The sequence below is a fragment of the Sphingomonas sp. BK580 genome (assembly GCF_014194975.1).
Lineage (GTDB): Bacteria > Pseudomonadota > Alphaproteobacteria > Sphingomonadales > Sphingomonadaceae > Sphingomonas.
This window is the reverse complement of record NZ_JACIAY010000009.1, coordinates 77,329-92,310: the sequence shown is the minus strand read 5'-3', so window position 1 is coordinate 92,310 and position 14,982 is coordinate 77,329. Positions and strand designations below refer to the sequence as shown.

11 protein-coding genes are annotated in these 14,982 nt (G+C 71.2%); 7 read left to right on the top strand and 4 right to left on the bottom strand.

Annotated features, from left to right (window positions below):
* Together FHY05_RS15715 and FHY05_RS15710 are read right to left on the bottom strand one after the other, a co-directional pair.
* Entirely contained in the window at positions 1–1,032 is a 1,032-nt protein-coding gene (locus FHY05_RS15715; RefSeq protein WP_183945388.1) for a PEPxxWA-CTERM sorting domain-containing protein, read from the bottom strand.
* Between the two features lie 84 nt (positions 1,033–1,116).
* The gene (locus tag FHY05_RS15710) at positions 1,117–2,961 is read right to left on the bottom strand and encodes a toll/interleukin-1 receptor domain-containing protein (protein ID WP_183945387.1); all 1,845 of its coding nucleotides are present in this window, start codon (positions 2,959–2,961) and stop codon (positions 1,117–1,119) included.
* Positions 2,962–3,185: 224 nt separating this feature from the next.
* Between FHY05_RS15710 and FHY05_RS15705 the strand changes: the two genes are divergently transcribed.
* The 5 genes from FHY05_RS15705 (at position 3,186) to FHY05_RS15685 (ending at position 7,321) form a co-directional block, all read left to right on the top strand.
* A complete protein-coding gene (locus tag FHY05_RS15705) occupies positions 3,186–4,970 on the top strand; it encodes a DUF4231 domain-containing protein (RefSeq protein ID WP_183945386.1) in 1,785 nt (594 codons plus the stop codon).
* Positions 4,971–5,431: 461 nt separating this feature from the next.
* The gene (locus FHY05_RS15700; protein ID WP_183945385.1) at positions 5,432–5,653 is read left to right on the top strand and encodes a hypothetical protein; all 222 of its coding nucleotides are present in this window, start codon (positions 5,432–5,434) and stop codon (positions 5,651–5,653) included.
* Positions 5,654–6,052: 399 nt separating this feature from the next.
* On the top strand, positions 6,053–6,499 hold the full coding sequence (locus tag FHY05_RS15695; protein WP_183945384.1) for a VOC family protein: 447 nt from the start codon (positions 6,053–6,055) through the stop codon (positions 6,497–6,499).
* Entirely contained in the window at positions 6,496–6,798 is a 303-nt protein-coding gene (locus FHY05_RS15690; RefSeq protein ID WP_183945383.1) for a polyhydroxyalkanoic acid system family protein, read from the top strand. Before FHY05_RS15695 ends, FHY05_RS15690 begins: the two co-directional genes overlap by 4 nt.
* Before the next feature lie 88 nt (positions 6,799–6,886).
* A complete protein-coding gene (locus FHY05_RS15685; RefSeq protein WP_183945382.1) occupies positions 6,887–7,321 on the top strand; it encodes a response regulator transcription factor in 435 nt (144 codons plus the stop codon).
* A 240-nt stretch (positions 7,322–7,561) separates the two neighbouring features.
* Here FHY05_RS15685 and FHY05_RS15680 read toward each other — a convergent pair whose 3' ends face one another.
* On the bottom strand, positions 7,562–8,233 hold the full coding sequence (locus FHY05_RS15680; RefSeq protein ID WP_183945479.1) for a FadR/GntR family transcriptional regulator: 672 nt from the start codon (positions 8,231–8,233) through the stop codon (positions 7,562–7,564).
* Between the two features lie 86 nt (positions 8,234–8,319).
* Complete coding sequence (locus FHY05_RS15675) at positions 8,320–9,708, bottom strand: glycoside hydrolase family 27 protein (protein ID WP_183945478.1); 1,389 nt, start codon at positions 9,706–9,708, stop codon at positions 8,320–8,322.
* Between the two features lie 393 nt (positions 9,709–10,101).
* Between FHY05_RS15675 and FHY05_RS15670 the strand changes: the two genes are divergently transcribed.
* Complete coding sequence (locus tag FHY05_RS15670) at positions 10,102–12,996, top strand: TonB-dependent receptor (protein ID WP_183945381.1); 2,895 nt, start codon at positions 10,102–10,104, stop codon at positions 12,994–12,996.
* Between the two features lie 419 nt (positions 12,997–13,415).
* The gene (lnt, locus tag FHY05_RS15665; RefSeq protein ID WP_183945380.1) at positions 13,416–14,951 is read left to right on the top strand and encodes an apolipoprotein N-acyltransferase; all 1,536 of its coding nucleotides are present in this window, start codon (positions 13,416–13,418) and stop codon (positions 14,949–14,951) included.
* The last annotated feature ends 31 nt before the right edge of the window (positions 14,952–14,982 follow it).

Here is a 14,982-nt window from a genome sequence, read left to right as displayed (position 1 = left end):
TCAGGCGGCGGCGAGGCGACGCCGCCGATCACGCCGCAGCGCGCCTCCGACCAGCGCGAGGCCGAGGATCAGCGTCATCCACGTCCCCGGCTCGGGCACCGCGCCGAGCTTGAGCGGGTCGTAGGGGCCGTCATAGCTCACCGGCCCCTGCGCCGGCGGGAGCTTGGGGAAGGGGCTGCCCGAGGGGTTGAAGGCATAGGGCACCTCGACCGCGTCATACTCGCGGTTGATCAGGGTCACCGGGTCGCCGATCGCGAGAGCGCGCGCGAAGCTGGCGACGCTGCCATTGTTGCGCGGATCGCCGAACACGACCTGCAAGCCGTTGCAGCTGGTGATGTCGCTGCACTCGCCGAAGGCGGTGACGAAGTAGGAGGCGTTGTATTCCACCTGCGTCGTCGCGCCCGCGGCGAGCGTGCCGAGCTCGAGGTTGAGCGGCGTGGTGCTCCAGTCGAGCACCCGGCCATAGCCGTAATCGGTGAAGATCTGGCCGCGGAAGGGCTCGCTGTTGAACTTGTCGTCGCCGACGCTCAGCTCCTCGTCGCTGACGTTGCCGAACGCCGAGTAGAGCGTCGCGTCCTGCTGGCCGCGGGTGCGCTGGATCACGCTGAACTCGAAGCCGCCGCGTCCCGGCGCGCCGTCGACGATGGCGAGATGCCCCGGCGTGATCAGCGAGTCGAAGCGCAGGTCGACCGCGTCCGGCCCGGTGTTGGTGACGTTGAAGGTGATCACGGTGCTCGACGCGATCGAGCAACCCCCGACGCAATAATCGTTGTGCAGGAAGAAGAAGCTGCCCGATCCCGCCTCGCCGACGAGGTCGACGCCCAGGTCGGACTGGGTCGGCGCGCGCTGGCCGGTGAAGACCTGCTCGCGCGTGCCACCGGGACTGCGCCCCGGCAGCGACCCATCCAGGCTGAAGACATAGCCCAGGCCGTTGCTCACCGTCACCGTCTCGACCAGCGCCGCGCGCGCCGGTAGCGCCGCCGCCATCAGCCCCGCCGCCGCGACGACCGCGAGCGCTCTTCCCCAGTTCATCGCGACATCCCCCCGCGCATTCGATGGTTAATGCGTAGCGAACCGGTGTGCGGCCGATAGGTAAAAACTTGCCGTTCCGCGCTTTTATTTGCTGGTAGCGCAGCCCGCGCGCGCGGTGGCCAGGGCGGCCTGGGTGGGGTCGATGCGGCGTTGCAGTGCGAGCGCGTCGTCGCAGGCCGCCGTCGCCGCCGCGACGCGGCCGCCGCCGGCGAGCACGCGCGCGCGCAACAGCCGCAGCTCGACCTGGTCGGGATCGGTCGCGGCATAGGCCGAGTCGTAGATCGAGCGGGTGGCGTCGACGCGGCGCAGCGCGGCGTCGGTGCGGCCGGCGCCGGCCTCCGCCTCCGCGGCGTAGAAGTTCGCGTCCCCGACCGCGGGAGCGGAGGGACCGTAGAGCCGTCGGTAGATCGCGGCGGCGCGATCGAGGTCGGCGACGGCGCCGTCATAATCGCGGTTCGCGGTGCGGATCCGTCCCATCAGGATCCGAGCCGCGGCGACGGTGGGGTGATCCTGTTCGAGCACATGGTCGTAGATCCGCAGCACCTGCGCCATGCGGCGCTGTGCGGGAACGATCTGGCCGCTCTCGAAATCGGCGAAGGCACGGTTCTGCAGCGCACGCGCAGTAAGGACATGGTCGACCCCGAACTTGGCCGAGTAGGTCGCGACCGCGCGCGAGAAGAGCGGGTCGGCTTCGGCATAGCGGTGCAGCCGCATCAGCGCGATCGCCTGGTTCATCCACACGCCGCCGAGCGCCTCGCGCTGGTCGCCGTCGAGCGCCTCGCGCCGCCGCGCCGCCTCGGCGAGGTCGCGGACCGCGCCGGCATAGTCGCCGCTCAGCACGTTGGCTTGCCCGCGCGCCTCGGCCAGCGACGCGGTGAGCGCGGCGGCGTAGCGCGCGCGCGGCGGCACCGCGGCAGCGGCGGCGGCGATCGCGCGTCGGGCGGCGGCGGCGTCGCCGCGATCGAAGGCGACGCGCACCAGCCGCAATTCGGTCAGCGCGCGCTGCTCGCCGGTCGCCGGCAGTCGCGCCAGCGCCGCGCGCAGGTCGCGCTCCGCCTCGCGCGGCAGCCCGAGGTTGGCGTAGATCTCGCCGGTGGCGCGCAGCAGCCGCGCGCCGACCGCCGGCTCGTCGGCCAGCTCGGCGCGCGCGCTGCGGCTCGCGCGGGTCAGCACCGTCAGCGCGGTGATCGTTCGCGGGTTCTCGGTCGCCGGATTGGCGATGTTGAAGGTGCCGATGAGGAACTCGAGGCTGCGGTCGGCGAGGCGGCGCTGGCGCTCGGCGACCCGGCGCTGGCTCTCGGCATAGACCGCCAGCCCGACGGTGACGAGCGCCACCGCCACCGCGGCGGCGGTGATCCACATCAGCCGACGCTGCCGCCGCGCCACGTCGCGGCGCACCAGCGAGTCGAGCCGCACGTCGGCGAGCGCGGCGATCAGCTTGAGCGCGGCGAGCCGGCGGCCGTCCTTGCCCGGGCGCACGTCGGCCGCGATGGGCTCGGCCGCCACGTCACTCAACGCGCGGTCGGCGCCGATGCGCCGGCGCAGCGCCGGCGGGAAGCACTCGTTGTCGGGGTCGCCGGGCTCGCCCGCGACAATCAGCGCGAGCACGCGACCCTCGCCGTGGAGCCGCTTGAAGCTGAGCACCTCCTCGTCGACCCAGCGCGAGCGCGCGGCGCGCGGGCTGCATACCACGATCAGGCAACGCGCGGCGGCGAGCGCGGCGCGAAGCTCCTGGCCGAGGTCGCCGCTGGCGGGTAGCTCGTCACGGTCGCGGAACACCGGCGGCAGGCGGCGTGGTACCGGCCCGAACGCCGAGTCGGTACCGATCAGCGCGCGTGGGAGGCGATAGGTCTCGATCCGGCGATGGAGCCAGCGCACCGTCGCGGTGTCGGCGTGGCTGTAGCTGATGAAGGCGGCGTATCGATGCATCGGCCCCCCGCCGCATCCATTCGAATCGAGGGCGTCCGGTGTCGCCGCGCCCGCGCTCGGTCTGTCCCTCCGACCCAGCGTGGCAGAGCGCCCGCACGCTGGCAATGCGATGGTTAACAGGGATCAACGCAAGGCGCTTGCCCGAGCGCCCCTAAGGCTCGTAGCAGGGAGCGCCACGCGCGGTCGGGGGGCCGAGATCAGATGCCGGTGAGCGAGGTTCAGTCGTGAGTCATCCACCGCGCCCGAACTTCGGGCTGGCGGTCGGTATCACCGGGCATCGCCCGCCGCTGCTCGACGACGCGGCCGCCGCGCGTGCCGCGCCGCGGCTCCGCGAGGCGCTGGCGGCGCTGGCCGCGGCGGCGGCGCGGGTCCATGCCGCCGAGGCGCGCTATTTCGCCGACGCCGCCCCGGCGCTCCGTTTCGTGACCCCGCTCGCCGAGGGCGCTGACCAGCTCGCCGCCGAGCTCGCGCTCGCCGCGGGTTACCGCGTCGAGGCGGTGCTGCCGCTGCCGCGCGACGACTATCGCGGCGACTTCACCGACGCGGCCAGCGACGCCGCGTTCGACTCGCTGTTGGGCCGCGCCGGCTGCGCGCTCGAGCTGCCCGCGCTGCCCGCCGGGCGGCCGGCGAGCTACGCGCTGGCGGGGCGCGCGGTGCTGGCGCACAGCGACGTGCTGGTGGCGCTGTGGGACGGCGCGCCCGGGCGCGGGATCGGCGGCACCGCCGACATCGTCGCCCGCGCGCTGCGCCAGGGGCTCCCCGTGATCCACGTGCCGCTCGACGGCGGCGCGACGGTGATCCGCTGGGCCGGCTACGACCCGCTCGCCAACCCGGAGTCGATCGAGCAGGTGCCCGCGCGCGCGTTCGACGCCGCCGCCGCGGACGCTCTGGTGGCGCAGCTGCTCGCGCCGCCCGCCGCGCCGGTCGAGCGCGCCTGTCTCGATCGATTCCTCGGCGAGACCGAGCGGCGCGTGCGCGCGCGCGTCGAATATCCCGCGCTGCTCGCCGTGCTGGGGATCAAGCGGCTGCGCCGCGCCGCCTTCCGCAGCGGGCCCTATCACGCCGACACGCGGCGGGAGTGGGAGCGTTTCCGCGCCTTCTGCCATGACGGGTCGCACGGTGTCCGCCCGCGGCTCGACACGATCGAGGCGGCCTATGGCTGGAGCGACCGGCTCGCGCAGCATTTCGCGCAGAGCTATCGCAGCGGGCACGTGCTCAACTTCCTGCTCGGCGCCGCGGCGGTGCTGCTGGCGCTCTCGGGGCTGCTCTTCAAGGAACTGAAGTTCTGGCTGGCGCTGTGCGAGCTCGCCGCCGTGGCGGGGTTCGTGCTCAACACGCGCGTGGGCGTCGCGCGCGAGTGGCACCGGCGCTGGCTCGACTATCGCCAGCTCGCCGAGCGGCTGCGGCCGATGCGCAGCCTGAAGCTGCTCGGCGTCGGCCGCCCGGCGGTGCGCCCCGGCGCCGCGCGCGAGCCGCGCTGGCTCGACTGGTACGCCGCGGCGGTGTGGCGCGCGAGTGGCTGTGCCAGCGGCTGCCTCAGTGACCGGCGCGCGGTGGCCGCCTTCATCGCCGAGGAGGAGCTGTGCCCGCAGCTCGCCTACCATCGCAGCGCGGCGCACCAGCTCCACCTGCTCGACCATCGGCTGCACCGCATCGGCATGTGGCTGTTCCTCGCCTCGCTGCTGAGCTGCCTGGTGTTCCTGGTCGGCTATGTCGTGGCGCACGGCTGGGTGCGCGCCAACGCGGGGGTGTTCGTGGCGCTCTCGGCCGGGCTGCCGGCCCTGGGCGCGGCGATCTTCGGCATCCGCGTGCAGGGCGATTTCGGCGCCAGCGCGGCGCGCTCGAGCGCGACTGCGGCCGACCTGGCACGCTACGTCGCCGCGCTCGAGACCAACGGCGACGACCTGCCGCGCGTGGTCGATCTGGTCGAGGGCGCCGCGGCGACGATGCTGGCCGACCTCAGTGACTGGCGCCAGGCCTATGAGCGCCGCCAGCTCGAGCTGCCTTAGCGCTCGGAGGATGGCAGTGCCGAGAGCGTGACACGCGCGTGTTAGACGAGGGCGGTCGCTCGATGTTCGTGACGCGACGCGATCGCGTGGCAGGCGCCGCGCGGGAGGGTCCACCACCGCCGACGCGCTGGTGGCATCCTGCTCGATCCACCACAGCCGCCGCCACTGTGCCGTCCGGCGGCATCGTCGCTCCGACGGAAAGGACGCGCCGTGCTCGCGCGCCATCTGCCCCGCGAGCGGCATCGTGGCAGCGGGGACTCGCCCGGATCGTTCTTCGCCGCCATCATCGCCCTACCGCGCTGCGGCTGTCGCTCATCGCCCCTCGTATCGATAGGGGCGTGGATCACACCTCCGCGGCCAGCGAGCCGTGACAGCGGCGCGCCGGGAACATGACCGAAGTTTAACGCAACACAGCGGGGGCGCGCGCGTACATTCACCGTCATCGAACGACGGAGGCAAGGATGCGACTGATCTCTCTTCTCGCGGTCCCGCTGGCGGTGGCGACGGCTTCGCCCGCGCTGGCCAAGGGTTGCGTGCGCGGCGCCGCGGCGGGCGCGGTGGCGGGGCATCTCGTCGGCAAGGGCCATGCGGTGCTCGGTGCCGCCGGCGGCTGCGTGATCGCACACCATCATTACGCGAAGCAGGCGCGCGCTCAGAAGACCGTGACCAAGACCCGCGGGTGAGGGCGCGGGCGTTAGCGCCGTCTACGGCGGGCCGCCGCCCAGGACTAGGCTAGTCGGTATTCAACCGGGCTATCCTTCAGAGGCACATCTCTACGCAGCGCCCCCGGGCTTCCGCGACCGCGGGGGTCCTCCGCCGCTGATGGTTGTTCTGCCTGGCCCTGGGGTCCCGCGTTCGCGGGAAAGTAGCTGAGGGACGGGCGGCAGCGAACCGGTCGCAGAGGAACATCACGTCGGAGGATCGACGAGCACCTCCCGCCTGTCGGTCCGATCCGGCTTCCGCAGCGACGGCGCCGGGCTCTGCCGCCGCCGCGTCCTTGCGGCAAGGGGCGGGGAGACGAAGAGCGGGGTCGTGCCGCGAGCCCCCTCCCCAGCGAAGCGCCGATGCGTTACATCGACCCCATGACCCTCCGCCCTTTCCATCTCGCCTTTCCGGTCCACGATCTCGCCGCGGCGCGTGCCTTCTACGGCGGCGTGCTCGGCTGCGCCGAGGGGCGCTCGAGCGACTCGTGGATCGACTTCGATCTCGGCGGTCACCAGATCGTCGCTCACCTCGACCCGGCGGCCGAGGCGGTCGCGGTCACCAACCCGGTCGACGGCCATGACGTGCCCGTGCCGCACTTCGGCATCGTGCTGACCATGGCGGACTGGCACGCGCTCGCCGCGCGGGTGGAGGCGGCTGGGGTGCGCTTCGGCATCGCGCCGCACGTCCGCTTCAAGGGGCAGGTGGGCGAGCAGGCCACCATGTTCTTCCGCGATCCCAGCGGCAACGCGCTGGAATTCAAGGCCTTCGCCGATGACTCGCAGCTCTTCGCGACGGCCGCGCGCGTGCCGGAGGCGGTGGCATGAGCCGCCCGGTCGAGGTCGACCTGCCGCACCAGCTCGGCCGGGCCGGCGCCAAGCAGCGGATCGAGGGCGGGTTCGGCAAGCTCGCCGGCTATGTCCCCGGCGGCCATGTCACCGAGCATCGCTGGGACGGCGACACGCTGCACTTCACCGTCGAGGGGATGGGGCAGCGCGTCGGCGTGCGGCTCGACGTGGCCGACAGCAATGTCCACGCCGTGTTCGAGCTGCCCGGTCTGCTCGCCATGTTCGCCGAGCCGCTGCGCGAGAAGCTCCAGAAGGACGGGCCGAAGCTGCTCGCCTGAGGTTGGCGCCACCCCTGCTCACCGCATCGTTAACCGGCCGTTCGCCATTTCATGGCACCCCGCGCGATATCGCGAGGATAACGGGACCATGGCGCATATCATTGTCGCTGACGACGACGACATCTGGGGCGAGCTGGTGTGCGACGCACTGCGCGCCGCCGGTCACACCGCGGGTGCACTGATCGACAGCCGCGAGGCGCTGCGCGCGATCAAGGCGCGCCGGCCCGACCTGGTCGTGCTCGATTGCAGCATGCCCGAGCTGAGCGGCGTGCTGCTGCTGCAGGAGCTGCGCAAGTCGCCGCAGCTGTTCGACCTCCCGGTGCTGATGCTGACGGGGCGGCGCAACGACCAGGACGTGCAGCTCGCCTATTTCGCCGGCTGCAACGATTATCTGAAAAAGCCGTGTGACCCGGAGGAAGTGGTCTATCGCGTGCAGCGGCTGTTGACGAAGTTCCCGCCGGCGGCGGCGCCGGTGCGCCGAGTCGCGCCGGGCGGCTTCGGTCGCCGCATGCCGACGCGGTGAGGTGAGGCGGTTCCGTGCAGCTCAGGGCGGGCCATCTTCCGCACACGACGGCGTCATCCTGAACCGATCCCGCGATGACAAGGTAGCGATGGCCCGGCGCGGCGGTAAAGGGCCGTGCGTCGTGGTGAACCAAGGGAGTTCCGCACGGCCCAGTATCGCCGTTGGGCGACAATCCCCTTCATAATGGAGCGAGCGGCGCGAGTCAGACACAATACGGACGCAATCGTGCCAGAATAAGACTCAGCCCTCGATCGCGTCGGTGAGCGCGGCGCGGGTGTCATCTAGCGCGAGGTCGACCAGCCGGCGCATCGCCGCCGCGGCCTGCGCGGTGTCGCCCTCGGCGATGGCGTCATACACCGCGGCATGCTCGGGGATGGGGTCGCGCGGCAGCGCTCGGTCGCGCTGCTTGAGCTGGGTGGTCCAAGCGACCGCGGCGGTGATCCCGGCCGACAGCGTCACGAGCGCGTCGTTGCGCGAGGCGGCGAGGATCGCGCCGTGGAAGTCGCGGTCGGCGGTGAGCCCCGCCTCTGTCGACAGCGTGTGCCGCCGCATCCGCGCCAGCGCGTCCTTGAGCGCCTTGAGGTCCTCGCGGTCGCGGCGCTCGGCGGCGAAGGCGGCCGCGGCGGGCTCCACCACCGAGCGCAGCTCGAACAGGCTGCGCAGCAGCGCCATGTCGGGCTTGTCGGCGAAGGCCCAGGCGAGCACGTCGGGGTCGAGCATGTTCCAGCGCCGCCGCGGCAGCACGCGGGTGCCGGTCTTGGGGCGACTCTCCACCAGCCCCTTGGCGATCAGCCCCTGCACCGCCTCGCGATAGGCGCCGCGCGAGACGCCGTTGGTCTCGGCGAAGACGATCTCGCCGGGCAGCACGTCGCCGGGCGCATATTCGCCCGAGAGGATCGCGCGGCCCAGCATGTTGCCGATCGCGCCGCGCCAGCGCCGCCCGGTCGATTGCAGCGCGGCCTCCTGACCGGGTAGCTCGTTCACCGCTCTCTCCTCCGTCACGCCGCGGACAGCCGATACAGGCCCGCGCCGTGCGAGGCGAGCGTGCGCGCGAGCCGCCCGCTCGCGCTGCCGTCGTCGCGCCCCGACCACAGGTCGCGCACGCGCACCGCGCCGGTGACGTCCAGCTCGCGCAGCGGCAGCGCCACCTCTTTCGCCTTGTCGGTGGTGTTGAACAGAGCGACGTAATGGTCGCCACTGCCCTCGGGCCGCGCCGACCAGATCCGCGTGCCGTCGGCGATGAAGTGCGGGCGGTTGTCGGTGCTCGCCTGGTTCACCGCCAGTACCTCGCGATTGGTGAGCAGCGCCAGCGTCGACGCGTCGAGGTGGCGCAGGTCGCCGCCCATAATCAGCGGCGAGCGCGCGATCGACCAGAGCGTCATCAGCGTGCGCTGCTCGTCGGGGGTGAACTTGGTGTCGCGCTTGCCCAGCGCGAGCCGGCCGAGCGGCAGCATGTCGGCGTCGGGCCAGCCGCCGGGACGGCGCCACTGGTTCCAGTTCTCGAGCCGGGTGAACTGCGCCTCCAGCATCGCCCATTCGTCCCAGAAATCGTCGCTGATCCGCCACATCTGCGCGTACTCGCGGACGTGCGCGCCGCGCGCCACCGGGGTCTCGCCGGGCGACAGGCTGAGCGTGATCGGGCGACCGCAGCGCTGGATCGCGCGATGCGCCGCCTCGATCTCGGGCGCGTGCGAGTCATAGGGGCGGCTCATGTCGTCCATCTTGACGAAATCGACCCCCCAGGAGGCGTAGAGCGCGAAGATGCTGTCGTAATAGGCCTGCGCGCCGGGCTTGCTCATGTCGACGCCGTACATGTCGGGGTTCCACGGGCAGATGCTCGAGGTGTCGGCGACGTCGGCGGCGCGCAGCCTGGTGCCGAGCACGGGCAGGTTGCGCTTCACCGCCTCGCGCGGGATGCCGCGCATCACGTGGATGCCGAAGCGGATTCCCAAGGCGTGCACGGCGGCGGCGAGCTTGGTGAAGCCCGAGCCGTCCGCGCTCGAGGGGAAGCGGTTGGGCGCGGGGATGACGCGCCCGTGCGTATCGAGCGTCGGCGTGGCGACCTTGTTGTACTCGTAGCTGGTGGCGTTGGGCTCGTACCATTGGATGTCGACGGTGAAGACGTCGTAGCCGAACGGCAGCAGCTTCTCGCGCATGATCGCCGCGGTCTCGCGCGCCTGCGCCTCGGTGATCGTGGTGGCGAAGCTGTTCCAGCTGTTCCACCCCATCGGCGGCCGCGGCGCGAGCGCGGCCCCGGCCCCGGCCCCGCCGGGCGCACCGGTCGCCCCCGGCGCCTGCTGCGCCGCCGCCGGCAGCGCGGTCACGGCGGCACCGCCGAGCCCGGCCGCGAGCATCGCGCGCCGGCTGAGTCGCACCTCGTCCATCATCCTCTCCTCCCGCTCGCGCGGCGGCTGGCCGGTGACCGGCTCCCTGCCCGCGATCTCGTCACCGAGCGTATCAATACTCAAACAATTGTCGAGAGTGTTCGCGAACGTAAATCCTTCCCGCTTGGCGGGAAGGGGGACCAGCCGCAGGCTGGTGGAGGGGCGCTTCCTCGTATGTTGCGCTGCGTGAAGCGACTCCTTCACCAACGGCCTGCGGCCGGCGGTCCCCCTTCCCGTGCCGGGGAGGATTTCGCGGCTATTAGCCTCGCCGAACACCTCGATAATCGCCCACCAAGAATCATCGATCCGAATAACCCGTTCCGCTTGACACCTCACTACTCATACAAGATGATCAATAGGGCGAGGGCATAAGACCCCGCACATCGGGAGAGGATCATGAGAGCTCGTCTGCTCGCGGGCGCGGCGCTGTTCGCCTGCGCCGCGTCGCCTGTGATGGCGCAATCGTCCAACGCCAACTCGGTCGCCCCCACCGGCACGCCGCAGGCGGACACCCCCGCCGAGCCGCAGGGGCCTTCCGAGACGCCCCCCGGCGCGGGGCCGCAGGACGGGGTCGAGGACATCGTCGTCACCGGCATCCGCAGCAGCCTGCGCTCCTCGCTCGCCACCAAGCGCAACGCCGAGAACATCGTCGACTCGATCACCGCCGAGGACACCGGCAAATTCCCCGACACCAACATCGCCGACTCGCTCCAGCGCATCACCGGCGTCGCGATCGACCGCTCGGGCGGCGAGGGCCAGTTCATCACCGTCCGCGGGCTCGGCCCGGAGTTCAACACCGTGCTGGTCAACGGCCGCATCATGGCGACCGACAATCCGGGACGTGAGTTCTCGTTCGACGTGCTGTCCTCGAACCTGATCCAGCGCGTCGACGTCTACAAGACCTCGCTGCCGCAGCTCCAGGAAGGCGGCATCGGCGCGACCGTCAACGTCGTCACGGCGCGGCCGCTCGACGGGCGCGAGGGCTTCCACGCCACGCTGGCGGCGGGCGGCATCTACGATTCGCTCGCCGACAAGGTGAGCCCGGACTTCTCCGGCATCGTCTCCTGGACCAACCCCGACAAGACCTTCGGCGCTCTGCTCTCGGCCTCCTACACCAACCGCAGGAGTCAGCTCGACTCGGCGCGGATCGGCGGCTGGATCCTCGGCCCGCAGGGGCTGATCGACGGTACCGCGCAGTCGACCGGGCTCACCACCGCGGCGCTGATCGACAGTCCCAGCGACATCCACACGCCGCGCGAGTTCAATTTCGACCGCGAGGAGGACAAGCGCGAGCGGATCAACGTCGCCGGCTCGATCCAGGGGCAGCTCACCGATCGGCTGCTGCTCACCGTCGACGGCATCTACTCGCAGTTCAACGTCTCGCAGTACACGCGGCGCTACGGCGACTTCTTCACCGAGCGCTTCCTCGGCGTCGAGACCGACGCCAACAACACGGTGATCGGCTTCAATCGCCCCGGCTCGGACTTCCTCGCGGTCAACCCCGGCCTGCTCCAGCCGCTCGCGGACGGCAGCGACTCGCGCGTGACCCGGCAGCAGAACGACAATATCGTCTGGACCAGCCAGCGCGAGACCGAGAGCTACCAGGTCGGCGCCAATCTCGCCTGGGACGTCTCCGACCAGCTCAAGCTCAAGCTCGACGCCTCCACCACCAAGGCGACGCAGCGCAATCCGTACAAGTTCGTCGTCGTCGGCTCGCTGGCGCAGACCGCGGTGCGGTTCGACCTCAACCCGCAGAACGACCTGCCGGGCCTCACCAACCTGGGCCCGATCACCGACGCCAGCCTGCTGCGCGCGCACTTCGCACAGAACGACCTCACGCGCGTGAGCGACAAGGGCAGCGAGTTCCACGCGGACGGCGAGTGGAAGGCGGACCGCGGCATCCTGCAGTCGCTGATGTTCGGCGCCTCCTACAACCAGCGCCGCAAGGTGCGCACGCGCGCGGACAATTCGGATACGGTCTGCACCTATTGCGGCTATGACATCCCGATCCCGTCCAACCTCGTCCAGGCCTATTCGCTCGGCAACTTCCTGCCCGGCGCCTCGGGCAGCGACGCCCTGCCGAAGGACTTCTTCACCTTCAACCAGGAGGACATCTTCGCCTTCCTGTCCGATCCCGCCAACCTCGTGCGCCCGCGGCAGGGGCGCACCGCGGAGGAGCAGGCGGCCGAGGCGGCGCGCGTCCAGGCGCTGGCGGGCGGCCCCTATGGCCGGCGCGACCGGCCCAACGCGCGGCTCGACGTCGAGGAGAAGGTGGTCGCGGCCTATCTCAACGCCAACTTCAAGGGCGACGACTGGTCGGGCAATGTCGGTGGCCGCTTCGTCAGCACGCGGCTGCGCTCGGCCGGCTTCGGGCAGCAGATCGTGCGCATCTTCGTCAACCCGGGCGACGACAATCTGAACTTCATCTACACCGACCCGCAGGCGATCAGCGTCAGGAACAGCTACACCGACTTCCTGCCCTCGGCGAACATCAAATATGCGATCACGCCCAGCATGCTCGCGCGCGCCGCGGTGTCGAAGACGGTGACCCGGCCGACGCTGACCTCGCTCGGCGTCGACAACAGCTATGGCGGACGGCTGACCAACGCGACCTCGAGCGGCGGCAACCCGGCGCTGCGCCCGTTCAAGTCGACCAACTATGACGTGTCGCTCGAATATTACATCACCGACGTGAGCTACGTCAGCGTCTCGGGCTTCTACAAGGCGTTTACCGACTTCCTCGAGAGCCAGACGCTGCCGGTGACGATCGCCGGCTTCGACTTCCTCGACACGCGCACGCGCAACGGCCAGAGCGGCTCGATCGCGGGCGTCGAGGTGGGCGGCCAGTACACGTTCGACCGGCTGCTGCCCGGCGCGCTCGGCGGCTTCGGCGTCGCTGGCAATTACACCTATGTGTCGAGCAACGTCGAGCGGGCCGAGGGCAGCGGCACCAACGCCAACAACTGCGGCTACAACGGCCTGTCGCCGCACTCCGCCAACGGCAGCCTGTTCTACGAGAAATACGGGCTCCAGGCGCGCGCCTCGTACAACTGGCGCTCGTCGTTCCTGCGTCAGTGTTTCGGCGCGGCGTCGCGGCCCGAGAACCGCGCCGCTTACGGCCAGCTCGACATGAGCGTCTCCTACGACGTCACGCCGGTGTTCCAGGTCTACGCGCAGGGGGTCAATCTCACCAACCAATATGTCCACGACTACTCGGTGATTGAGGACCGGCTGCTGATGCTGCAGAACACCGGCTCGCGCTACCTGTTCGGCGTCCGCGCGCGCTTCTAAGCGCGGAGCTTCGCCGTGCGGTCCGACGGTGCGCGCGACCCTGGGCTCCTGCCTGCGCAGGAGCCCAGCGATAGATGGTGCAACGATCCCGGTTGGGGTTAGCAGCTGGGAGGGGCGTCGCGCCCTGTGGCGGCCGCGGCGTTCGCCAGTCGGGTCAACCCCTTGCGGTGCGCTGGAGCTTCCCGCGCGAAGTAACCCGGGCCTACGATCTCGTCATCCCGTGCCTGACCCGGGTTCCATCGGGCCGCAAGCGGCGAAGGCGTTGTGTTCGCGACGTCTCGGATCGGGCGTGAAACCGGGATGACGGCCGTCGGATTGGTCGCAGCGCGATGCTCGTCCGCGAGGATTCGCGTGAGCCGCGCCGTCGCGGCATCGCGTCCCCCTCCCGCGCGCGCCGCGGAGGTGCTAGCGGCGCGCGCATGACTCGCCGCCCCGCCCTCGTCGCGCTGCTGCTCGGCGTCGCCGCCGCCTGCGGCTTCGCCCCGCTCGAGCTGTGGTGGCTCGCGCTCGCCGCGTTCGCGGGATGGCTGGCGCTGGTCCATGCCGCGCCGACGCTGCGCCAGGCGCTGTGGCGCGGCTATGTCTTCGGCGTTGGCCATTTCACGATCAACGACAATTGGTTCCAGCACGCCTTCACGTTCCAGGACAAGATGCCGCACGCGCTCGGCTATCTCGCCCCGTTCGCGCTCGCGCTGTATCTCGCGGTGTTCCCCGCCGCCGCGGCCGGGCTGGCGTGGCGGATGCGGCGCGGCGACGCGCCCGATCTCGGCTGGGTCCTGCTGGCGGGCGCGTGCTGGATCGTCACCGAATGGGTGCGTTCGTGGCTGTTCACCGGCTACGCCTGGGATCCGCTCGCGGTGATGTGGGTGCCGGTCCAGCCGGTGGCGTGGCTGTCGAGTCTGATCGGGACCTACGCGCTCTCGGGGCTCACCGTCGCGCTCGCGGGGGCGCTGCTGCTGGTACCGCGCCGCACGCTGCCGCTCGGTGCGGTCGCGCTCGCCGCCGCGGCGCTGCTCGGTGCGCAGGCGCTGAGCTACCGTGACCCGCCCCCTGCCGCGGCGCCGGACGCGCCCCGCGTCGTCGTGGTGCAGCCCAACGTGCCGCAGGACCAGCGCGGCGAGAGCGACCAGGCGATGATGCTGGCGCGGCTCACCCGCCTCTCCGGTCGGCCGGGCGCGGCGCCGCGGCTGGTGCTGTGGCCCGAGGGCGTGATCCGCGATTTCATCGAGGACGATTATCCGCTCTGGGTCTACGGCGACACCAGCCCCTATGTCACCCGCGCCCGCATGACGGCGGTGCTCGGTCCGCGCGACATGCTGATGACGGGCGGCACCGCGCTCCAGTTCGACTCGAACGGCGAGGTCACGGGCGCGACCAACTCGGTGTTCGTGCTCGACCCGGCGCGGCGCATCCGCGCGCGCTACGACAAGGCGCATCTGGTCCCCTACGGCGAATATCTGCCGATGCCCTGGCTGCTCAAGCCGCTCGGGCTGGCGCGGCTGGTGCCCGGCGACCTCGACTTCGCGCCGGGCCCAGGGCCGCGCACGCTGGCGGTGCCGGGCTTCGGCGCGATCGGGGTGCAGCTCTGCTACGAGATCATCTTCTCGGGCGAGGTGGTCGACCGCGCGCAGCGCCCGCGGCTGCTCTTCAATCCCTCCAACGACGCCTGGTTCGGCACCTGGGGTCCGCCGCAGCACCTCGCCCAGGCGCGGCTGCGCGCGATCGAGGAAGGGTTGCCGGTGGTGCGCGCGACCCCCAACGGCATCTCCGCGGTGATCGCCGCCGACGGCGCCCTGCTCGGCACGGTGGCACACCATGCCGGCGGTTCGGTCGACGTGGCGCTGCCACCGGCGCGCGAAGCTACCCTCTTCTCCCGGCTGGGGAACTGGGCGGCGCTGCTGGTCGGGCTCGCGCTGGTGGCGGGCGCGGTTGCGTTGCGCACGCGTCGGCGGTAAGCATATAAAGCTATCTTTATATCGTTATCTG